At 61.0% G+C, this 19538-nt stretch carries 22 protein-coding genes and 1 pseudogene; 9 read left to right on the plus strand and 14 right to left on the minus strand.

The window, feature by feature from the left end; all coding sequences use genetic code 11:
- Window position 1 precedes the first annotated feature (1 nt).
- From V5B59_RS17080 to istA (V5B59_RS17090), 3 genes and pseudogenes are all read right to left on the minus strand, one after another.
- A complete protein-coding gene (locus tag V5B59_RS17080; RefSeq protein WP_332351228.1) occupies window positions 2-1537 on the minus strand; it encodes a DUF6399 domain-containing protein in 1536 nt (511 codons plus the stop codon).
- Between the two features lie 346 nt (window positions 1538-1883).
- Window positions 1884-2669, minus strand: coding sequence for an IS21-like element helper ATPase IstB (gene istB / locus V5B59_RS17085; RefSeq protein WP_332352064.1), 786 nt, complete (start codon window positions 2667-2669; stop codon window positions 1884-1886).
- Window positions 2666-3753, minus strand: a pseudogene (gene istA / locus V5B59_RS17090) (IS21 family transposase). The gene istB (V5B59_RS17085) and the pseudogene istA (V5B59_RS17090) overlap by 4 nt, the downstream one beginning before the upstream one ends.
- Between istA (V5B59_RS17090) and V5B59_RS17095 the strand changes: the two are divergent.
- Window positions 3706-4095: a hypothetical protein gene (locus V5B59_RS17095; RefSeq protein WP_332352214.1), complete on the plus strand. Its 390-nt coding sequence runs from the start codon at window positions 3706-3708 to the stop codon at window positions 4093-4095. The pseudogene istA (V5B59_RS17090) and the gene V5B59_RS17095 sit on opposite strands and share 48 nt — an antisense overlap.
- A gap of 79 nt (window positions 4096-4174) precedes the next feature.
- On the opposite strand, the gene V5B59_RS17100 is transcribed toward V5B59_RS17095, so the two are convergent.
- The 11 genes from V5B59_RS17100 to V5B59_RS17150 form a co-directional block, all read right to left on the minus strand.
- Window positions 4175-4534, minus strand: a complete 360-nt coding sequence (locus V5B59_RS17100; protein WP_332352065.1) for a group II intron maturase-specific domain-containing protein — start codon at window positions 4532-4534, stop codon at window positions 4175-4177.
- A gap of 325 nt (window positions 4535-4859) precedes the next feature.
- On the minus strand, window positions 4860-5138 hold the full coding sequence (locus V5B59_RS17105; protein WP_169072209.1) for a hypothetical protein: 279 nt from the start codon (window positions 5136-5138) through the stop codon (window positions 4860-4862).
- Window positions 5139-5213: 75 nt separating this feature from the next.
- Window positions 5214-5426: a hypothetical protein gene (locus V5B59_RS17110; RefSeq protein WP_169072237.1), complete on the minus strand. Its 213-nt coding sequence runs from the start codon at window positions 5424-5426 to the stop codon at window positions 5214-5216.
- A gap of 19 nt (window positions 5427-5445) precedes the next feature.
- Window positions 5446-6291, minus strand: a complete 846-nt coding sequence (locus V5B59_RS17115; protein ID WP_169072236.1) for an ExeA family protein — start codon at window positions 6289-6291, stop codon at window positions 5446-5448.
- Window positions 6288-7730, minus strand: coding sequence for a DDE-type integrase/transposase/recombinase (locus V5B59_RS17120; protein ID WP_169072235.1), 1443 nt, complete (start codon window positions 7728-7730; stop codon window positions 6288-6290). The genes V5B59_RS17115 and V5B59_RS17120 overlap by 4 nt, the downstream gene beginning before the upstream one ends.
- 97 nt (window positions 7731-7827) lie before the next feature.
- The gene (locus V5B59_RS17125; RefSeq protein ID WP_308240219.1) at window positions 7828-8166 is read right to left on the minus strand and encodes a hypothetical protein; all 339 of its coding nucleotides are present in this window, start codon (window positions 8164-8166) and stop codon (window positions 7828-7830) included.
- A 367-nt stretch (window positions 8167-8533) separates the two neighbouring features.
- The gene (ltrA, locus tag V5B59_RS17130; RefSeq protein WP_332352066.1) at window positions 8534-9610 is read right to left on the minus strand and encodes a group II intron reverse transcriptase/maturase; all 1077 of its coding nucleotides are present in this window, start codon (window positions 9608-9610) and stop codon (window positions 8534-8536) included.
- A 508-nt stretch (window positions 9611-10118) separates the two neighbouring features.
- Entirely contained in the window at window positions 10119-10346 is a 228-nt protein-coding gene (locus tag V5B59_RS17135) for a hypothetical protein (protein WP_332352067.1), read from the minus strand.
- Window positions 10343-11104: an IS21-like element helper ATPase IstB gene (gene istB / locus V5B59_RS17140; protein ID WP_332352068.1), complete on the minus strand. Its 762-nt coding sequence runs from the start codon at window positions 11102-11104 to the stop codon at window positions 10343-10345. The genes V5B59_RS17135 and istB (V5B59_RS17140) overlap by 4 nt, the downstream gene beginning before the upstream one ends.
- Complete coding sequence (gene istA, locus V5B59_RS17145) at window positions 11091-12590, minus strand: IS21 family transposase (RefSeq protein WP_332351729.1); 1500 nt, start codon at window positions 12588-12590, stop codon at window positions 11091-11093. Before istA (V5B59_RS17145) ends, istB (V5B59_RS17140) begins: the two co-directional genes overlap by 14 nt.
- A gap of 823 nt (window positions 12591-13413) precedes the next feature.
- Window positions 13414-13590 (minus strand): hypothetical protein, encoded by a 177-nt coding sequence (locus tag V5B59_RS17150; RefSeq protein ID WP_332352069.1) that lies wholly within the window; start codon window positions 13588-13590, stop codon window positions 13414-13416.
- A 514-nt stretch (window positions 13591-14104) separates the two neighbouring features.
- Here V5B59_RS17150 and V5B59_RS17155 point away from each other — a divergent pair.
- The 8 genes from V5B59_RS17155 to V5B59_RS17190 all read left to right on the plus strand — a co-directional run bounded on the left by V5B59_RS17155 (window position 14105) and on the right by V5B59_RS17190 (window position 19532).
- Complete coding sequence (locus V5B59_RS17155) at window positions 14105-14305, plus strand: hypothetical protein (protein WP_332352070.1); 201 nt, start codon at window positions 14105-14107, stop codon at window positions 14303-14305.
- Window positions 14306-14317: 12 nt separating this feature from the next.
- On the plus strand, window positions 14318-14593 hold the full coding sequence (locus V5B59_RS17160; protein WP_332352071.1) for a hypothetical protein: 276 nt from the start codon (window positions 14318-14320) through the stop codon (window positions 14591-14593).
- Between the two features lie 198 nt (window positions 14594-14791).
- Window positions 14792-15163 carry an ArdC family protein gene (locus V5B59_RS17165; RefSeq protein ID WP_332352072.1) on the plus strand — a complete coding sequence of 124 codons (372 nt, stop codon included), beginning with the start codon at window positions 14792-14794 and terminating at the stop codon, window positions 15161-15163.
- Between the two features lie 46 nt (window positions 15164-15209).
- Window positions 15210-16373, plus strand: a complete 1164-nt coding sequence (locus tag V5B59_RS17170; protein ID WP_332352073.1) for an integrase catalytic domain-containing protein — start codon at window positions 15210-15212, stop codon at window positions 16371-16373.
- A 67-nt stretch (window positions 16374-16440) separates the two neighbouring features.
- A complete protein-coding gene (locus V5B59_RS17175) occupies window positions 16441-16584 on the plus strand; it encodes a hypothetical protein (protein WP_332352074.1) in 144 nt (47 codons plus the stop codon).
- A 15-nt stretch (window positions 16585-16599) separates the two neighbouring features.
- Window positions 16600-17466, plus strand: a complete 867-nt coding sequence (locus V5B59_RS17180) for an ArdC family protein (RefSeq protein ID WP_332352076.1) — start codon at window positions 16600-16602, stop codon at window positions 17464-17466.
- A 402-nt stretch (window positions 17467-17868) separates the two neighbouring features.
- Entirely contained in the window at window positions 17869-18252 is a 384-nt protein-coding gene (locus V5B59_RS17185) for a DUF1071 domain-containing protein (protein ID WP_332352077.1), read from the plus strand.
- Entirely contained in the window at window positions 18228-19532 is a 1305-nt protein-coding gene (locus V5B59_RS17190) for an IS701 family transposase (RefSeq protein WP_332351419.1), read from the plus strand. Before V5B59_RS17185 ends, V5B59_RS17190 begins: the two co-directional genes overlap by 25 nt.
- Window positions 19533-19538 lie beyond the last annotated feature (6 nt).

Genomic DNA, 19538 nt, shown 5'->3' on the forward strand with positions numbered 1-19538 from the left:
CTTAAGCCGGGACAATCTCTAACTTCAATGGGTTATGCACAACCCGGTGGCGGGACTTCCTCGGTAAGGGAAGTTCCCCCATCTGGTTGAGCAGCCAATCGAAAAGATCAGGGAAAGAGGTGCTAAACAGACGTTCGGCTGCGATAGTGCCGTCACTACGTCTCACCCCATAGTTGTGGATAACCGTTAGCGCAGCCAGGCGGCATTTCGTCAGACCTCGCCCGTTATGATACAACTGGGACAAGCGGCCATTGCGCCCTTCGACGGCGGAGGAGCTGCGATGGAACTGTCGCACCATCCATTCCCCCCATTCTAGCCAGCGCTGCAACTCACTCTCGGAGAATCCCGAATGGAACGGGTCTGCTTTCCAGGCCTCTAATGCTCGCTGCCAAGCCTCCTGATACCGTTTCCGGTGAACCCTGTTTTGCGTTTTCCGCATTTGGTAGTGCCAATAGAGTACGGGCAACAGCTTGCTCGTCAGCCATTGCCGAGTCGCTTCATCCAGAGACCAGCCCAGCAGGATTTCTTCTACCCAAAGCCACCAAAAGCTGACGTGACTCGATAAGGCGCCGATCTGGGCACGGAACTTCTTCAGGGCGGAACGGGTATCCTGGATCCCTTGTTGCGCCGCCAGAGTTTCCAGGGCCTGTGCTCGCGTTTCCAGTCCTGCCACTACGCTCTCCGCCGTCGTGCGAGTATTCTCCTCCAGGGAGAAGGGATGGATTTCCTCGGCGATTCCCAGCAACTGCTTCTGGTACTCTTGCTGCGCCTGTTCCACTTGCGCGCGGGCTTCCCAGGCACAGGCCTGTTGTGCCGCCAAAGCCGCCTTTTCCTCGGTACTGGCTCCGCGCGACGGCTGATCAAGGGCCTTCTGGGCCAGTTCGCAGCACTGATCCGCCTTGGCTTTTCGACGTCCCAAGGCCGGTGACAACCAGCGACTGAGGCCATATTGCTCGTGGAACGTATCCGCGCCCGAGGTACACTCAAAGCCTGTGACCGCTAATTTGATCAGGGCCTTCGCCCGGTCACTGATGGCGTGGTTGACTTCGATACCCAGTGCTTCCAGGCGCGGGGTCACCTGGGCAAACCAGGTATCGAAACCCCGGTCCTTCTGAATCGACTCCAGCAATAGGTAGCCCGAGGACAAATCCATCAGCACCAAGATCAGAATCTCCCCAAAGAACGTCTCATCCGCGGCCACCACCGCTTGGCGTGTCCGCGTCGGTACCGAGGCTTCACACTGTTGCTGAAACAGGGGCAACAGCGCTTCCATCCGGCTGAGTTGGGTCTGCAAGGCGCTGGGAGACACCCCCACATGGGTATGAAGGCGGATCAATTGGAAGAAATCCGACAAGGCACCCGCCCCCACATGATGTTGCAGCCCGAACGTGTACAGCACAGCAAATACCAGCAATCTCAGCCATGCCTCCCCCTCTTCGGTTTCCCAAAACCCCGATTCAGGATGTCGGTTCCTACGGGCTTGCGCTTGCAGGTGGCGATGAACACTGCTTTTCGGGCGATGAATTAATTCCCCCACTGCACGCAGGCTTCGTTTTCCCTGGTCTGTAAGTGCGGCAAAAATGACGCGGCTGGTTGTCCGTATGGCTTGAGTCGTAGAGTTTTTTTGTCATAAAACTGATGATACAGGAGATGCGGCAACCAGTTCCCATCTCCTCAGCTCCCTTCATCCTCAGACTCTATCGGTAGCATGACTTCCCGCTTTAAGTGGGAAGCCTCAACACCGATTGAAAACTGACACAGTTTTTCCCTGGTCACCGATTCAAAACTGATACCCCCCAATGCTGCTTGATAGCGGTGGTGGGGCCTCCTGGAGGGCGGGCCGTAGGCCCAACCGGAAGGAGGCCCCACCACCGCGGCGGCGCCTACCCTCCGGCGATCGCCTTCCGGGCCTGAACCATCCCCGCCTGCCGCTGACGTTTGAGCCGGTAGCTTTCCCCGGCGATCGGTACGATCTGCGCGTGGTGCAGCAAGCGATCCAGCAAGGCCGCCGTCAGCGTGGCATCCTGGGCAAAGGTGGCATCCCATTGGCCGAACGACAGGTTGCTGGTGACGATCAGGCTGCCCTTCTCGTAGCGCGCGGCAATGACCTGGAAGAACAGGTTGGCCTGCTCGCGGCTCATCGGCAGATAGCCGATTTCGTCGATGATCAGCAGGCGGTAAGCGGCGATCGCCCGGTGCATGAGCGCTTTCAACTGGTTTTGTGCGTGCGCGGCCGACAGCGTCAGCAAGAGATCGGCGGCGGTCGTGAAACGGGTCTTGATACCGGCTTGCGCGGCGCGATAGCCCAGGGTGATCGCGAGATGGGTCTTGCCCACCCCGGAGGGGCCGACCAGCACGACATTCTCGTTGCGCTCGACAAAGGCCAGACCGGCCAGTTCGTCGATCTGGCTTCTTTTGACGCCGGCGGCGAAGGCGTAATCGAATTCCTCCAGGGTCTTGATCGCCGGGAATCCCGCCAGACGCGTCAGCAGGCTTTGCTTGCGCACCTGGCGTCCCGCGCTTTCCGCTTTCAAGAGCGCTTCGAGAAAGTCGCTGTAGGCGCTTTCCTGCGCGGCGGCTTCCTGGGCGGCGCCGACGTAGTTCTGCGCCACGAACGGCAGGTTCAGGCTGTCGCACAAGGCGAGCATTCGTTCGTACTGGAGATTCATGGCCGCCTCTCCGCAACGGTCTGCAGTTGGGTTAGCAGTTGCGCGTAGACGGCGAGCGGAGGCTGCTCCGGCGTGGGCAACGCCATTCTCTCGGCAACCGTCGGACGGACAGTGCCCGCCTCGACCAGCGGCTGCGAGGCGTCCAGGGGACGAGCGGCGGCGATGTCGCCGCGCCATGGCGGGGGAATGCCTTGCCGATGCGCCTGCTCTTCCTGCAGGCGTGGTGCAGGCTGCAGGTGCGTGCTGGCGTGGATACGCACGTTGGCCACTTCCTTGAGCCAGCGCCGGACCTCGGCATTGGCGGTCACGGCGTCCCGTGGCCGGCCTGCTTGAGCCGACTGACCAGGGGAACGTAGAAGGAGCGGCGCAGGTACCCGTTGAAGCGCTCGACCTTGCCTTTGGTCCGGGCGCGATAGGGGCGACACAGTTGGATGACGAACCCACAGGGCTTGGCGTAGTCGAGAAAGCCGGCGTGATCGCGGTGTTCGCCTGGGGCGTCGACGTCGCGTTCGAGCACCACGGTCTTCATGTGGTCGTAGAGCAGGCGCCTGGCCACGCCACCGAGCGCCTCAAAGGCATGCTGGTGGCAGTCGATCAGGGTACTGACTTTCCTGTCGGTGACGAATTCGACGTAACTCGCCCGGCTGTATCCAAGGGTCGCGCAGAAGGCATACAGCGGATCAGCGCCTTTGCGAAACTCGACCCAGTCGATTTGCAGTTGTTCGCCTGGCGCGGTCTCGAAACGAACGACCGGATCAGCAGCGACCTGCGGTCGAATCGTGCGCAGGAAGACCCGCAATTGGCTGACACCGCCGGTGTAGCCCAGGGCGCTAATCTCCCGGAACAGAACCGTCGCCGGAATCCACTGCGGCTGCGCTGCAGCCTGTCGGTCGCGCAGGTACGTTTCATGGGTCGAGAGCTTGGTGGCCTGCTTCTTCTGGCGCTGGTAGCGCGGCTGGCTGCCCTGCGCCAAGTGGCTGCGCACGGTATTCACCGCGCAGCCCACTTCGGCTGCAATCTTGCGCAGACTCAATCCATGCTTCCTCAATACTTCGATTTCCACATACACCTCCATCGTAATCATCGGCGCCTCAAAAAATCGCCGATCTTCTCCGTTCGGTGTATCAACTTTCAATCGGTGCGCTGTATCAATTTACTTCCGTTGCTGACAGAAGCCATCGGCGACCTGATCGCCCTACTCGACGAGTGGCTCGTCGGCCGCCCCGGCCTGCGCCGGATGTTCGCCGTCTGGATCCGGGCGACATTGATGCGCAAGGGCGAATACCGTATCCTTTTACCCGAGATCAACGACTTACAGGAGCTGAAAGTCATGTTGGCTGAACGACTGGAAGAATGGGCGCTCGGCTACGAGGCGAGAGGCGAGGCGCGGGGCGCGGGGCGCGGGGCGCGCGAGCAAAAAGGGTAGAGTAGAGGACAGGCTTTCGCCTGCCCTCCCTCATCAAACCGTGCATGCGATTTTCCCGCACACGGCTTTCCGATGTTCTTCACGCCAAGGCATGCGCCGAGTGCCAGCCCGCCTTCGTAGGAACTTTGTACAGCCTGTAGCGCCCGTAAAGATGAGCACTTGGAAGCCGGCGGAAGCCAGTTCCTCGATCCTTCACCTGATGACGCTTCATCAAATGGGTTCGCAACCGGTCTTCCGCATGGTTTCTGACTTTGTTCATCGACAGACTTGAGTTTCGGTAGTGGAAGTAGTTTGCCCAGCCTCTCAGGCTGCGGTTCAGGCTTCCCACGATGTCTCTCAAGGGGATGTGAGTGCGGTCAGCGGATTTGATGTTGCGATGTTCACGTACGGTGATGGTTGGTGGTAACGGTTTTTGGCCATTCCGATGCCCGGACGTCATTCCGATCGGCTGTTGGCGAGAATGAAGGAAGGTTACCGTATCTGCGCGTTAGCCAAGGAGGGGCGAGAACACACCCTGGGGCGCTGCCCCAGACCCCGCACTCGCCGTGTGGCAGCCGCCGGGGATGAAGAAACATCCCCGACCACTGCCTTGAGTGTTGGCGGCCTTCAGGGCATCAAGGGGCTTTCGCGGCATAAACGCCAGAAGCAGGCATTTATTCCACGGTCCCCTTGACTCCCTTCCGCCCGCGATTCACGGGGCTCGCCCCCCTGTCAAGCAACAGTCTCCAGCGAGTCTGCGCAAACTGGATGAGAGTACGCTAGCGTTACGGCGTAACGAATTCCTGGGCTAATCGTCGGTGTTTTTCGTAGTAGTCGCTCAGCCCATTGGGAAGCTGTGAGGCACGGTCCGCAACGTCGCCCTCTGCCTGACGAAGAAGACCGTCAAGAATCTCGCGTTGCGTTACGCCGTAACAGAATGCCAGGCGCTCCAGGGCACACTTGGCGTGGAGATCAAGAACGAGATTCAAGCGCTTACCTTTGCCTTCATCTTTGAAGTGACGTACTCGATAGTCCGCCTGTCGTTGTGCATTGCTCTTGGCCATACCTACCTTTCTGTGGATCGTTACGCCGTAACGTTCGGATAGAGCGATTGCAGCGCCGGACCTTCCTGAATTTCATCAGAAAGGGGGATCGTCGTCTGGAAGGCGGGAACGCGGACGGAGATCAGCGAGGTTGCCGAAGGATCGATCCTGGTAGAAACGGCGAATCTGATCCCCATAGTGGGATTCGAAGAGACCCAGGAAGTCGATGAGGAAGTCGTCCATCTCGACGGCGGCCTCATCGGAGAGGGGCGGCAGGCCAATTTCAACGGAGAATGAATCGGTTCGCATGAGCAGTTTCCTTCGGTCATCAGCGACCTGCCGCGACACGGCGCGGCGTGGGTCTCTCGGGTTGGGCAAAGACTTCCAGGTAAAGCTTCTCATCGAGTTGTGGGAGATCACGCTGCGCCGCAGCCGCCAGCAGCTCGGCGGCGAGGGTGGTCAGGATGCGGTAATTGCCTGCGGCGTGATCAACCAGCGTCTGCTGCAGCATCGGCGTCATCAGACTCGCGTGACCAGCGCCCGCCAGGAGGTGGTTTAAACAGGCCAGCAGCTCTTCACGACTTGCATGCTCGGTGGTGAGTCGGGTTCGGATGCGAGAGCCGAGCGGGATCAGTTCCTCACGCCGCAGTTTCTCGATCAGGCGTGCGTCACCCGCGAGCACCACACACAACAGCGGCTGCGAATCGAAGCGTGCGCTGGCCAGAAGACGGAGTTCGCAAAGCGCCGCCGGACTCATCTCCTGGGCCTCGTCGACCCACAGCACGGCTCGCCGACGGGTCGTCTCCAGATGGGCAAACCAGACCTCACGCAAGGACTTGAAGCCACCCCAGCGGTTGTGCGGGCGCAAGGGTACAGCAAAGATATCGCCCATTTCGCGATAGAAGTCCGCCAGGTTGCTCTGCGGATGATTGATCGCGCCAATCGTGACATCGGGCAAGCGCGCGAGACGTTCGGCCAGGAGGCGCAAAACGACGCTCTTCCCGGTACCGGGGTCGCCATGGATCATCGCGAAGCCCCCTTCCCGGATCTGAGCATGCTCGATCCGCCAGCAGAAGTTCTCGATCCTGGGCGGCACATAGATGGCCTCGATCGGCAATTCTGGGGAGAAAGGATTCCACTTCAGGCCGTATAGAGCGAGGAGTTTCTGGTTCATGCGGGGTCCTTGTCGAGGGGAGGTAAATACGCGGGCGGCAGGCCAGTGGCGGCGTATTCGGCAAGCAACTGGTGGAGCAAGGGGGCCCTGCCCGAAGGCGGTAGCGGCGACAGATCGAGGGTCACCGGGGTCAGGCGCCGACGCTGGCCATCGGCGTTGGCGGACTTGTCGAGCGGCTGGATCGGGCAAAGCACGGCGCCGGTCCGAGGATCGACCAGATCGACCCGGGTCAGATCCCAGCGGGCGTAACGCAGGTGCACCACAACGAGATGGCGATAGCGTGCCGGAATCTCGAAGCGCTCGCCGGCCAAGCTGACCGTGCCATCGGAGCGGCGTTGCCGGCGCGTCACCTCGACGCGAAACGCGGCAGAGAGTGCCGCGGAACTCGGGCAATCGCGCCGCACGTTGGGTCCGGCAAGATGGCGCTCCAACGGCGTCGTCTCGATCTCGGAATGGATCGTTCGGTGATATTCCTGTTCGACCCAGGCTTGGGTCGCCTGATTGAGAGACTCCAGGGTCAGGGACTCTTCACCTTCGAGCATGGCCATCAATCGCCCCTCGACACGCCCCCAGAACGACTCCTGCTTGGCGTTCTGATCAGGCGAATAAGGAAGCGTCGTCTGATGAACGATCCCCAGGGAAGCCAGGCCGGAAACGGTCTCATCCGCCAGCATGGCGGCGCCGTGGTCGGTCATCAGGGCGCGTGGCAATCCGCGCTTCATGAAGGCTTGCGACAGCCCGTGAATGAGGCTCTCGGCCGTCTCGTCGAGATACCACTGCAAGTGGCAGGCCAGGCGCGAGCGGTCGTCAAGAACCCCGAGCAGCAGGGGTTTGACCCAGATCCCGGTGCGCGTCAGCACCTTGCGTTTGGCGTGATGGAAATCGAGGTGCCAGAGTGCCGACACATGATCGACCTCGAAACTCCTGACCTCCAGCCGGTCGAGCCGGTCGCGAGCCAATAACGCGCCGTCAGTGGCGCGTATCGGACGAGCTTGGCGGAACATCCCCTGCGCCTTGAGGTAGCGTCGAACCGTGGGGTAGGACGGCAACGGCGTGTCGCTGCTGGCCAAGGCGACGCGCAGGTTGTCGAAGTGAAGTTGCGCTGTCCAGCCGGGATGCTCACGGTACTGGCGCGTCAGGCCCTCGACGGCCGCGGGCAGGAGGCTGGGGAAGCGACCGATGTTGCCGCGCAGCCGGTCTCTGAGACTGGCCACCGGATCGGCAGAACGTCGTGCCGCGTAGTACCAGCGCTCCAGCGTCGACAGACCAAAGCACACCTCGAGGCCGGAGATAGGATGTCGCCAGGATTTGACGGCGAGCGTGCTCAACGCGGCCTGTAGTTCGCCGACAGCGGGTGGTGCGGCCAGCAAGGACCCGATGATCGAGAAGCGCAAGCGCGCCCAGCGATCACGTTTCGGTGGATCGATAAAAGAACTCAAGAGAGTTTCCCAGTGAGGCGGCGCCGACGGCGCCAGAACCGGGAATGAAGGCTACAAAACCTCGACCAATCTGCCTATCGCCATCTTCTGCGGGTGATCACCGGCCCTCACGCAAGTTGATCGGCTTCACCGTCAGCGGGGACAGAAAGACCAGGAGTCGCATCAGCGCTTCTTCGGCAGACCCTGCAAACCGTTCGAGCAGACTGGCAGGGCATAAGTCGGTCGCTACCGGGGGCATGAACCGTGCACAGCTGGCTTGCCAAAGCTGGGTCAGTGGAAATTGCTTCTGCCACCACTCCCGCCAACGTTGCAGGGTGCGTACCGGAATGTCCAGCATCCCGGAAAGCCGCGCCGCCGCTGGGGTCTGCCCGGCATGCCGGGCAGACCCCAGCACCACCGCCAGCCCGAGATACACACGCCGGCCCAGGAAACGCACGGATCTTGACGTCGTACGCCGCCGACAGCGATTGCAGCAGAAGCTGAAGCGCGACTCGTAAGCCGATCGAACCTCTTTCGGACAAGCGCGTGGTTTGCGCGGGTAGTTGGCGCGGTGAAGAACACCTCCACACGCGCACCCTCCTGAGCGTGCCTCTTCGGCCAACTCTTCGTCAATGCGCAGTAAAAGGAGAAAAAACGGGGGCGATTGCACTAGGGCGTGGCACACTTGAATGGTCTCTTGGCTTAGTAACCGGAGACTCCCCCAAAGGGCACGTTTGTTCAAGTTCCCCGAGGGGGGTCACCTGCCGTCCATCACGCTACTTGACCAAAAAACCACCAAACGCCATCGCGATCAGTGACCGTACTCAGATGGGGGTCAGATTCCGTCCCGTCAGTGCCGTCAGCTTCGCCTTGATCTTCTTCAGCGATTTGTCTGCTGGCCGGACATTCGGGTACGGTTTTCCAGTCTTGGCCCCTCGACTCATCTGAATCGTGAAACCCAGGAAGTTGAAGCTTGCTTGGGTGGCGTCCACGATGTGGGTCTTCGTCTCGTTGAGGCTGAGGTCCAGACGGTCCAGGACATGACGCACCACTTTCAGCGGTTCCTCTACCTCTTTTCGGCACAGGATGACAAAGTCGTCCGCGTAACGCACGAGATGTGCGGATAGCTTGCCCTTCAGGTGCTGCCGTTGCCATATTCGGTCGAGAATATGCAGGTAGCAGTTGGCCAAGAGCGGGGAGATCACGCCGCCCTGCGGCGTGCCTTTGCGATTGGCTTTTCCACCACCTACGGTCTTCTTCACTCCGTTGTCGTCTTCGCCGATGACCGGGGCTTTGAGCCATTGCTTGATGAGGTGCAGAATCCCCCCATCGACAACACGCTCGGCCACCACGGCCAGTAGCTTGGCATGCGGAATGCTATCGAAGTACTTTGATAGATCGGCGTCTATGACTTGAGTGTAGCCGGCCCATAACGTGTGGGCGATGTCATCCACGGCATCGTGGGCCGACCTCCTGGGCCGGAATCCGTAGGAGTGCTCACAGAAGTCGGCTTCAAAGATCGGTTCGATGATGAGTTTCACCGCCATTTGTGCGACCCGATCGCGGAGCGTCGGTATCCCGAGCGGGCGCTGACTGCCATCCGCTTTGGGAATCATGACGCGCCTTACCGGCTGGGCGCGGTAGGTCTTGTCTTTCAGATCACGGGCCAGCTCCCGCAGAAACGTTTCTACCCCTATGCCGTTTTCTATGGCCTCGAAACTGATCCCATCCATACCGGGACTGCCTCGGTTCGACCGGACAAGCCGCCAGGCGTGACTGAGGATGTCTTCCCGGCTGATCTTGTCGTAGAGCGCGTAAAAGCGGTAGGCCGGTTCTTGCTTGGCCTTGGCGTAAAGCTTCCTCTGTAGCGTCCTGATGGTGTCCGGGGTGACTAGCGACATGGCAATCCCCTCATCCTCCGCTCTTCGGTTGCACGAACAAAGTAGGGTCCCTTCCCTCGACCGGGGTTATGTTGTCCCGCGATCTCGATCGGTACTATGAACCCCTCCGACTCCCGCCTGCAGCCGCTGCGCTTTCGTTTCCTTATACGCAGCGGTCGGTGGTCTCCCCACCCCCACAGACGGGTCTCCAGCACTGGGCAACAAATCTTCGAGAACATGCCGACCCTGCTACCCCGGGAGTCGATGAGTGCCACTTCCGTTATTCCAGCGCCCATCCAACGGCCTTCCCCTTCTGACCACAGGGTCGGCTTCTCCATTTAGTGTGACGAGGCTACTCATAGGTTCACTTGCGTTACGGCCTGCTCTCTTGCTGTTGGAAAACTCATGTTAGTGGCTGGAAGGAAGCGCGCATAAATGGCGCAGAAGAATGGCAGAGAATGCTGGACTGATTGAGTGGACAAAGGAGGGGCCGGTAAGGGCCCCTTGAGGATTGGAAGGTTGGTAGCGGTTAGAACGGCGGCTCTTCGGTCCAGGGGTCGTAGGGATTGGCGTCGCTGTCCCTGGATTGCTCGTCACGAAGCAGTTCAAAGAGGGCGGTCTGGTAGTGAGCGCAGATCCGGTCCCGCAAGTCGTCGAGCAGTTCGACGACGGCGAAAGCCTGGGCCGGTGTCCATTCGGCGGATATCAGGCAGTCGAGGCTGTGGTTCAATCCGGAGGGTTGGGGGTAGGGTTTCATGGGGTGCTCCCGGCGGTTGCCTTGCGTTTTCGGGAGCGCTGCTCGGCGTGCTCGCGGGCCTCTTTGTGGCGATAGGATTCGCCCTTGAGGGCGATGATCTCGGCGTGATGGACGAGACGATCGATGAGCGCGACGACGCAGGCGGCGTTGGGGAAGACCTCCGCCCAGTCCGAGAACGAGCGGTTGGTAGTGATCAAGGTGCTGCGGGTTTCGTGGCGGCGGTTGATCAGTTCGAAGAGCCGATCGGCATGGCGGTTCGAATAGGACAGGTAGCCAACCTCGTCGACGACCAAGAGAGACGGTGCGGCGTAGTGGCGCAATCGACGGCGCAGAGCCGAATCGCTATCGAGGGCGGCGAGATCATTGAGAAGTTGGCCTGCGGTCGTGAACAGCACGGTGTGGCCGTGCAGGACGGCCTGATAGGCGATGTTCTGGGCAATGGTCGACTTCCCCAGCCCGCTACTGCCGACCAGGATGACGTTGGTGGCGCTGTGCAGGAAATCGAGCCCCATCAATTCGCTGATCGCCGTTCGGTCACACTGCGTGGGCCAGTTCCAATCGAAATCGGCCAGCGGCTTGAAGCGGCCGATATGGGCGCAGCCGAGGCGGCGTTCGAGGCTGCGCCGTGCCCGTTCGGCTTCCTCCCAGGCCAGTAGCGGCTCAACCCAGGTGCTGTCGGCCAATTCTGGCCAATGGGCGAGCAGGCCATGCAGGTGCAAGGTCTCTGCGCGCCGGCGCAGGCTCTCAAGCGGGGTCATCGTCGGCCTCCGTGAGTTGGTCATAACTTGCCAGGCGGTGTGGCTGGACCGGCGTGTCGCGGCGCTGGACCTGCTCGGACAAGGTGATTTCGACCGGCGGCGGCTGATCTTGGGCTTCGCGCCGACGTTCCAGAGCCAGGCGCACCGCGTTCACGTGCGGCACCTCGCGCGCCAGTGCGTCGAGGACGCCGACGCGCAATTCGGCCGCACCATAACGATCCAGCAGGCGCAACAGAGCCCTGGTGATCGCGCCGAGATGGCCGCCACGCTCGGCAGCCCGCACGAGGAGGTCCCGGCTCTCCGGCACCGCCTGGGTCAGGCGGTCAGTACCGCGGTGCTGACTGGCCTGGTGCTTGTGTGCGGCGAGCGTCTCGAGATGGGCGGGATTCTCGATGCACTGCCCCCGATCATAGCTGCGCGCATGCGTCGCCAGGAGCGTCTGGCCCTCGAGGATGCGCACCTGCCGGGGATCCGCGACGACGCTCAGCGTGCGTTGCACGTGGGTATGGGGAACCGAGTAATCGTTGAGGTCGAAACGCGCATAGGGCGTCTTGGCGACCTTTACCGCCACCTGCTCGTCGGTTGGATAGGGATTGTCCGGCAGGGCCATGAGATGCGCCGATTCCAGCGCAAAGGCTTCGCGTACGGTCAGGGTCACGTCTTCCGGGCCGCGCCGGTCGGCGGCTTCGCCGGCGCACCAGGCATCGGCCTGAGCATTGAGATCGGCCAGATCGGCAAAGCTGCGGCCGGCAAAGAAGGCCTCTCGGATATACCGGATGGCGCGCTCAACGCGCCCTTTCTCATTTCCTCGGTACACTGCCACGGGCCGTGGTTCGTAGCGGTAATGACCGGCGAAATGCAGCAGCGTCGGGTTGAATCGGATCGCCTGGCCTTGTCGCTCCAGGACGGCGCTCTTGAGGTTGTCATAGAGCAGGACCCTCGGCACGCCGACCCAGGTCTCGAAAGCAGCGGAGTGACCGCGCAGGAAATTCTCCATGCGGGCATCGAGAAAGAAGCGCAGGAAGATCTGTCGCGACCACGACAGTACCATCACGAAAGCCATCAAAGGCCGGCGGGCGCGGCCGATATCGAGATGACCAAAGTGGGCCCAGTCGATTTGTCCTTGTTCACCGGGCAGCGTGCGCAACCGCAGGTAGGCTTCGGCGGTGGGCCGCGGTCGGTGCAAGGCGAGCAAGTGCCGGAAATGATCGGGCTGCCCGCTGTAGCCGCGGCCCTTCACCATGACGTATAGCCGACTCGCGGTCAGGCGGGGAAACTGTTCCAGGGTCTCGCGGATGAAGGGCAGGTAGGGGTCGATGCGGGAAGCGCGCCGCGGCGCGCCGACCCGTGGCAAGCCGGCCTGCGTGATGACGCGCGAGACGGTGCCGTGGTGCACCTTCAGTTGGCTGGCGATAGTGCCGATGCGCCAGTGTTCGGCGTGGAAGTAGCGCAGGATTTGCGCTTCCAGTTCAGGGGAAATGGTCAAGTGGGGTTCCTCTTCGGTCAGGTGGGACAGCGGATGGAACCCGGCAGCTGCCCAGAAAGCCCTGCCTGAGCAAGCCCGAACAGCGCGTACCGCAGAAATGGCAGCGCGCCGTTCGGGAAGGGTCGGTCGGACCGACTGCCGTCGGTTCCCGGCCCACCGCCGAGTTCGCCGCCAGTAGATCACTTTGTGCCGCTGGCATAGAACCCTGATGCGTCACATTCTGCCGGCGCAGCCGGTAACGGCGGCTTCTTTCGGCATGCTTGAGGCGGCCTCTTCGGCTCTTCTGGTAGCGGTGGCCGGCTTCCTGGACCGAAGCGCGGCGTGCGGCTTGGGCGCAGCCTCTGGCACAATAGATCTGGCCCCGGTCGCAGCGGCGGCAGACGACGACCTGGGTTCGGCAGCCATGACAAAGGAAGAGTCGGCCCGTGATTTCCATTGGCGGTTTCCGGCATGCCAATGCGCGATCGACAGGGAGATGTCGATCGTGAAATACTCTCCCTGCACCCGTGCCCAGCACGGTGTGGGGCACGGCATCGGTGTCAACTTTGCGGGTTTGGCCGGTGTCGTGCTCGTTCTTCTTGGCGGGCCCTTTTTACCGCATCGCGAACGGGCTTGTCATCTCCGCGTTGCCCCCTTCGCCGATGAGCGGCAAGCTTCCCCGATGGCCGGCGCGCGGCAGGGGGGCGTGTCGGAAGGAGCCCGAAGGGCGACTGGAGACACGCCCCCCTGCCGCATCATCGGTGACCCGGCCGCTCCGAAACCCCAATCCGTCTCGACTACGGACCATCCCTCGCCGGGAGCCTCTCCTACGCTTCTCCGCCAGCTATCGGCGGGTTTTGACCGCCACTGACACCAGACGTTCCATGGCGACGATTCGTTCCGGTGCCCAGTTCGTCAGATTGGCGATGGTTCGTGTGCAGACTTTGCCTCCCTCGCGATAGGACTCGCCAAGCAGGATGGCCGGCCTGGACTTTCGGTTGGGGACGCGGGCGATGTACATGCCGACAATAATAGCCAATAGCACATTGCTTGTAAATAGCTATTATTATATTTACATGCCTACATTTTTGCCGATTTTCTGGTTTCTTGCCATGAATCAACGACTTACCTCAAGGGCTCCGGGAAGGTCCGTCGGAGCACATTCGCGCCTACCGCCAAGTGCGGTTCGAGACCGTCAGGAACCCATAGGATTTTTCTGAAAAATTTTGTTCGCACTCGCCCGCGATCTTACCCATCCCCCCTTCCCACAAACCCGCCCCCCGGTTCGGATTCGCTTTCCATTCCCCGAAAAAGGAGTCTCTTTAGCCTCTAGCTGACGAGACTCCTTTTCTTCGTCCGTTCTCCGGACAAACGTCGTTCCCCATTGAGTCGGTCTGGCGCTGCGCCCAGCGCACCCGCCAGCCTTCCCCATAGTCGAGGTCCAGGACAACCGTCCTGATCCTCACATCCGTAGCGGCATCGTCTCCTCTGGAGCGGTGCCGCTTTCCATTGGTACCTTCAAAAGGAGCAACCCCATGAAAACCCAGGTTCAACCCATCCCCCTCACGCCGACTGTTGCCGGGAGCGAAACGCGCCTCATCAAGAGCGCCGCGCTCGTGACCTTCCGCTTCGTGCGCGCGACCATCAACGCCGCCAAGACGGTGCCCGGCATCGTCGGTCAAGCAGCCTCCGATGTCCGTGACGCGTGGGAGGAGTCCTCCCGCCCAAACGCCTGAAGGAGGAAGATCATGCTGACCACCGGTTTTACGATCTTTCTCGCGGGCGCACTGCTGCTGGCGAAACTCCCCCGGCGAGTCATGCTGCGGGCACTCAAGCACGACCTGTTGCTCGACCTGGCGGTGACGCTGCTGGTCTTTCTGATTCACTGGGGCACCTTCAGCGGTGTGATGGCAGCGACGGTGGCGGGTCTGCTGACCAGCCTGGCGACTTCGGGCCTGAAACGCCTGATCGGCTACGCGGACGGTCAGAACTACTATCCGGGACGCATCCGCCTCGACGTGTGAAGTGCAGCGGTCAGTCGCTGCGCTGGGTCCTTCTCGCTGCCGCAACCGGTGAAGCCGGACGCCAGGGGGTCCGCCTGATCCTGCGTTACAGCCTGCGCCTGCTGAGATAGCCTGCAGGCGATCTTCCCTTCCTTCCATCCCTTTCGCGCCCCCGTCCGGGTCATCCCCGGCTGGGGCGTTTCTATTTGGAGACTCGCAATGAACGACATCTATCAAAGCATCACCGACAAGATCATCGCCGAACTGGAAGCCGGCACCGTGCCGTGGATACGACCGTGGTCCGGCGGCGACGATCCGTTCCCGCGCAATGCGCTCTCGCAACGTCCCTATCGCGGCATCAATACCATCGTCCTCGGCCTGGAAGCGTTCTGCCGCGGCTACACCACCCACCAGTGGCTGACCTTCCGGCAAGCGCTGCAACTTGGAGGCCATGTCCGCAAGGGCGAGCGCAGCTCGACCATCATCTACTACGAATTACGGCAGGTCGAGAAGGAGCCTTTTCCAATGTGGTATGAGCCTGAACGAGGCGCGTATTTCCAACCAGGAATGAGCCTGAGGGAAAGAAATTGAGGGTGAACTGAAGTGTGGGTTGATCATCGCAAGGATGGTGATCCACATGAACGAAACACGGCTATGCACGATCGAGCAGATCGAACAATTTCTCAGCGCCACCGCGTCAATCGAGTTCTCGGCGACGGGCGACGACAGGGAGCGGTATGGGCACATCAGTCGCGTACTCACACGCTTTGACTACCCTGGGCGGAGCAAACGGGAGCGGGGTGTGCTGCACAGGTACCTGCAACACACCAGCGGCTACAGCCGGGCGCAGGTCACGCGTCTGGTGACCCGGTGGCATCGCAACCGGCTGGCCTCCGTTCCCTTGGCCAAGCGCTACAGCACGCCTGCTGCACCCTTTGCACGCAAGTACTCCGCGATCGATGTCGAGTTGTTGGTCGAGATGGACAAAGCCCATGAAGACGTCTGCGGACCGGCCATAGCGCACCTCCTGCAACGGGCCTACAGTGAGTATGGCGACGTGCGCTATGAGCGCCTGGCGACGCTGTCCGTCTCGCACCTGTACAACCTGCGCAAGAGCACAGGCTATCAAGCCCAGCGCATCAGTTTCACCAAGACCCGCCCGGTGTGCAATGCCATCGGGGTGCGCAAAGCCCCCAGCCCGGAGGGACGCGTGGGCTTTGTGCGCATTGATACCGTTCATCAAGGCGACCAGGACGGTGTCAAAGGGGTGTATCACATCACCTGTGTGGATGCCGTCAGCCAGTGGCAGGTCGAGGCTTGCGTGCAAGGCATCAGCGAGGCGTTTTTGTTGCCCGTGTTGGCTTTGATCATCGCCCAGTTTCCGTTTGTCATTCTCGGCTTTCACTCCGACAACGGCTCCGAGTACATCAATCATCAGGTCGCGAAGCTGCTCGAGAAACTGCGCATCGAGCAAACCAAATCACGCTCGCGCCACAGCAACGACAATGCCCTGGCCGAGAGCAAGAATGCCAGCGTGGTGCGCAAGCACATGGGCTACGATCATATCCCTCAGGAATATGCAAACCCGATCAATGCCTTCTACCAGGAAACCTTCAATCCCTGGCTCAATCTGCCCCGCCCGTGCCTGTTCGCCACCTCGATCGCCAACACCAAGGGCAAGATCATCAAGCGCTATAAGCATAAGGTGATTTCCGCAAAACGCCATACCAAGAGTCATCGCGTTAGGCCGGGCTCAGGGGCTAGCAACACAAGCCGCTGTGGTAGTTGTTCGGGATCTTGATTCCCGGAAATCGCCTAAGGATGTCAAGACGCCGCTGGAACAATTGACACTATTGGCTGCGCAGGGCTTGGTCACCCTCAAGCCGGGCATCACGATGGCGGCCCTTCAGGCTCAGGCAAAAGCGCACACCGACTTGGCCGCCGCTCAGGCCATGCAAGACGCCAAGCGCGAACTCTTTGCCAGCTTTGTCAAACCCAAACGCCGGGCTTGACTCGGACCCACCACAATGCCAAATGGATTGCTGCCGCGCTCCGCTTGCCAGACAGACGAATTGCTGCGCAATCCGCCTGCCGGAAGCCCTGCGGGCAGCAAACCGTACAACCGGCATAAATATGCCTTTGACAACAAGGTCAAAAACAAACCGCCGCGCCCATCCACCCGCCCACGTAAACCTTTAAACTTACCTTTTCAACCCGTCAACCCACATCACACAGACGCCCTTGCCGTAGCTCCTTCAGGTTCATACCTGAATTGGAAAGTACTGAAGGCCGACAGCGAAGCACTCGCCGAGGGCGACGATTCCGAGAAGCGGCTCCTGCCGCTGCTCAAGGTCTTCCACGTCTTCAATCTGGACCAGGTCGATGGCTTGCCCAACGAATACCGGGCGGCACCGGACACGGGAACCGCCTGGGAACCTTCCGAGATCGCCGAGCGGATCATCGAGTGTTCCGGCGCCGAGATTCGTCATGGCGGCTTCCGGGCCTTCTACTCGCCCCCCAACGATCTCATCTACCTGCCGCTCCGTTCCTCCTTCAGGGACCAGGCGAGTTACTACAGCACGGCACTCCATGAGCTCTGCCACTGGACGGGCCACGCCTCTCGCCTCGGCAGGAAGCTCGGCAAGCGCTTTGGCGAATCGGCGTACGCGATGGAAGAGCTGATCGCCGAGATGGGCGCGGCCTTCCTGGCCGCGCACTGCCGGCTTGAAGGTCAGGTGCAGCACGCGAACTACATCACCAGTTGGCTGGAAGTCCTCAAGCGCGACAAGCGCGCGGTGTTCACCGCTTCCGCGCAAGCCCAGAAGGCAGCCGACTATCTGCTTGAACACGCCGGGCTGATCACCCCGGCCGACGCCATGCCGCTCGCTGCCTGAAGCATACAGACGCTGTGGACAAGCCTGTGGACAAAGCTGAGGACAGACTGTGGAGAGCCGGCTCATCCACAAATTCTGTGGATAGATCGTCGAACAAGCCTGTGGAAACCTCCCGGATTTCCCGGCTGCGCTGATGTCCCGTCGGTGCTGCTGACCTATTGGGCAATCTCTTCACCGAAACGCGATCTGTCCCTGCGCCCCAGGGCGCTGGGGGGCTCTGCCGGTGACCGGCGGGGCTTCCCCCAATCACCACAAGACTGTTTGGCGACATTGATGCGGTCGATAAATCTGACAACGTCGCAACCCTGATCGCCGCCATTCCGGCGGTTCCCTGACAACGCCCGACCTGGCCCTGTGCCGGTCGGGCGTTGTCGTTTCTCGCGTTCTCTTCTGGAGTTCATCATGGAAAACACGTCCCATTCAACCAATCCCTTCCGTCGCCTGTTCCAGATCGATGTGTCGAAGCACGTCGAGAAGAAAGGCCTGTTCTCGTATCTCAGTTGGCCCTTCGCCGTGGCACAACTGCGGCTCGCCGATCCCGAAGCCAGTTGGGAGGTGCGCCGCTTCGACGGGCTGCCGTACGGGTGTAACCCGTCCCCCGCGCGGAGTTCCCCCAGAAGGCTAAGGCTTGCTTACTTCTACTTTGCCACATTTCTAAAATGGTTGAAATACAGGCTATTGAGCTACATATCTAATGCTCTACCACATAAGGAGTATGACGATGAAATCGCCAAATTTATTTATTTGGGATCGGGCGTGCGGTGGCCAGCTGCTGCGAGAATCTGACCAGCCATTTTCAGTCGTTCCGGGAGTGTTTCCGCAGTAAAACGCGAAGCACGGCCGAGCAAGCTGAACAGTACTTGCGGGGCCTTTTTCAAAGCCCTCGTGCGAACCTGGAACAGATGAGCGAGACGGTGGCGGAGACCGAGTATTACAGCCTCCACCACATGTTGAGCGATGCTGCATGGGACTTTGAGAATGTGCGTCGGGAGACGGCGCGACAAGCGGACGAGTGGATCGGTGGGCCAGAGACGGGACTGTTGCTCGATGAGTCTGGGGTCCAAAAGAAGGGCGACCATTCAGCGGGCGTGGCCAGGCAGTACAACGGTCGCCTGGGTAAGGTCGAGAACTCGCAGGTTGGAGTGTATGCCGCCTTGGCACGAGGGTCGCAGGCGGCGATCATCGACTTCGAATTGTTCCTTCCAGAGCGTTGGGTTGAAGACGCCAAGCGTTGCCAGGAAGCGGGGATTCCGGAATCGGCACGGGTCTTTCGGACTAAGCCGCAGATGGCTGCCGAGATGGTCAAGCGGGCACGAGCCGCCGGGGTGCGCTTTGGCTTCATCGGTGCCGACGGCCTCTATGGCCACGCGACTTGGCTGCTGTTTGATTGGGACGATGCAGGTGAGGTATTCGCCACCGAGGTGCACAGCGACCAGCAGTTTTACTTTACCGATCCGGGAAAGGCGTGGGTACCGGCCTGGGAAGCCCGCGAATGGGCCGCGCGCCTGAAACGAAAGGAGTGGCACCCGGTGATCCTGCGCGACGGGGAGAAGGGTGAAGTGCGCGCGATGTTTGCCCATACCCGCGTGTGGATCAGTCATCCGAACAGCGCACAGGCCCGCCAATGGCATCTCCTGGCACGCCGCGATGGCAAGGAGGTGAAGTTCATGCTCTCCAACGCGGCGCCCGACACGCCACTTCGCGAGCTGGCACGCATGCAGGCACAGCGCCACTTCATCGAGCGCGCCTTCGAGAATGCGAAAGGTTGCTGTGGGATGGCCGACTACCAGGTACGCAAGTGGCGGGCTTGGTACAACCACATGGCGCTCGTCTGCGTTGCACTACTCTTTCTCGTCAAGGAGCGGCGGCAACACTCACCCTACGCCGAGTTACTGTCCTGTGCCGATGTCGTCGACATGCTCGTGGCGCAGCTCCCGGTGAAGATTCACGGTCGCGAAGACCTCGTGCGAATCATCGCCGAGCGTCATGCACGGCGACAAAGCGCCCGCGACAGCGCCTACCGAAGGCAGCCGCCAGCACCCAAAAATGCCATTAGAATCTGTTAATGTAGA

It is taken from the genome of Candidatus Accumulibacter contiguus (assembly GCF_036625285.1).
Classification (GTDB): domain Bacteria; phylum Pseudomonadota; class Gammaproteobacteria; order Burkholderiales; family Rhodocyclaceae; genus Accumulibacter; species Accumulibacter contiguus.

Excerpts from the sequence above, each read along its gene's own strand:
- V5B59_RS17105 (WP_169072209.1), bottom strand. The coding sequence starts at position 5,138 with ATGGCCAAGAGCAATGCACAACGACAGGCGGACTATCGAGTACGTCAC.
- V5B59_RS17170 (WP_332352073.1), top strand. The coding sequence starts at position 15,210 with ATGAACGAAACACGGCTATGCACGATCGAGCAGATCGAACAATTTCTC.
- ltrA (WP_332352066.1), bottom strand. The coding sequence starts at position 9,610 with ATGTCGCTAGTCACCCCGGACACCATCAGGACGCTACAGAGGAAGCTT.
- V5B59_RS17180 (WP_332352076.1), top strand. The coding sequence starts at position 16,600 with ATGCCAAATGGATTGCTGCCGCGCTCCGCTTGCCAGACAGACGAATTG.
- V5B59_RS17160 (WP_332352071.1), top strand. The coding sequence starts at position 14,318 with ATGCTGACCACCGGTTTTACGATCTTTCTCGCGGGCGCACTGCTGCTG.
- istB (WP_332352064.1), bottom strand. The coding sequence starts at position 2,669 with ATGAATCTCCAGTACGAACGAATGCTCGCCTTGTGCGACAGCCTGAAC.
- V5B59_RS17155 (WP_332352070.1), top strand. The coding sequence starts at position 14,105 with ATGAAAACCCAGGTTCAACCCATCCCCCTCACGCCGACTGTTGCCGGG.
- V5B59_RS17095 (WP_332352214.1), top strand. The coding sequence starts at position 3,706 with ATGCTTCCTCAATACTTCGATTTCCACATACACCTCCATCGTAATCAT.
- V5B59_RS17150 (WP_332352069.1), bottom strand. The coding sequence starts at position 13,590 with ATGTACATCGCCCGCGTCCCCAACCGAAAGTCCAGGCCGGCCATCCTG.
- V5B59_RS17110 (WP_169072237.1), bottom strand. The coding sequence starts at position 5,426 with ATGCGAACCGATTCATTCTCCGTTGAAATTGGCCTGCCGCCCCTCTCC.
- V5B59_RS17100 (WP_332352065.1), bottom strand. The coding sequence starts at position 4,534 with ATGACGTCCGGGCATCGGAATGGCCAAAAACCGTTACCACCAACCATC.
- V5B59_RS17115 (WP_169072236.1), bottom strand. The coding sequence starts at position 6,291 with ATGAACCAGAAACTCCTCGCTCTATACGGCCTGAAGTGGAATCCTTTC.
- V5B59_RS17165 (WP_332352072.1), top strand. The coding sequence starts at position 14,792 with ATGAACGACATCTATCAAAGCATCACCGACAAGATCATCGCCGAACTG.
- V5B59_RS17185 (WP_332352077.1), top strand. The coding sequence starts at position 17,869 with ATGGAAAACACGTCCCATTCAACCAATCCCTTCCGTCGCCTGTTCCAG.
- V5B59_RS17135 (WP_332352067.1), bottom strand. The coding sequence starts at position 10,346 with ATGAAACCCTACCCCCAACCCTCCGGATTGAACCACAGCCTCGACTGC.
- istB (WP_332352068.1), bottom strand. The coding sequence starts at position 11,104 with ATGACCCCGCTTGAGAGCCTGCGCCGGCGCGCAGAGACCTTGCACCTG.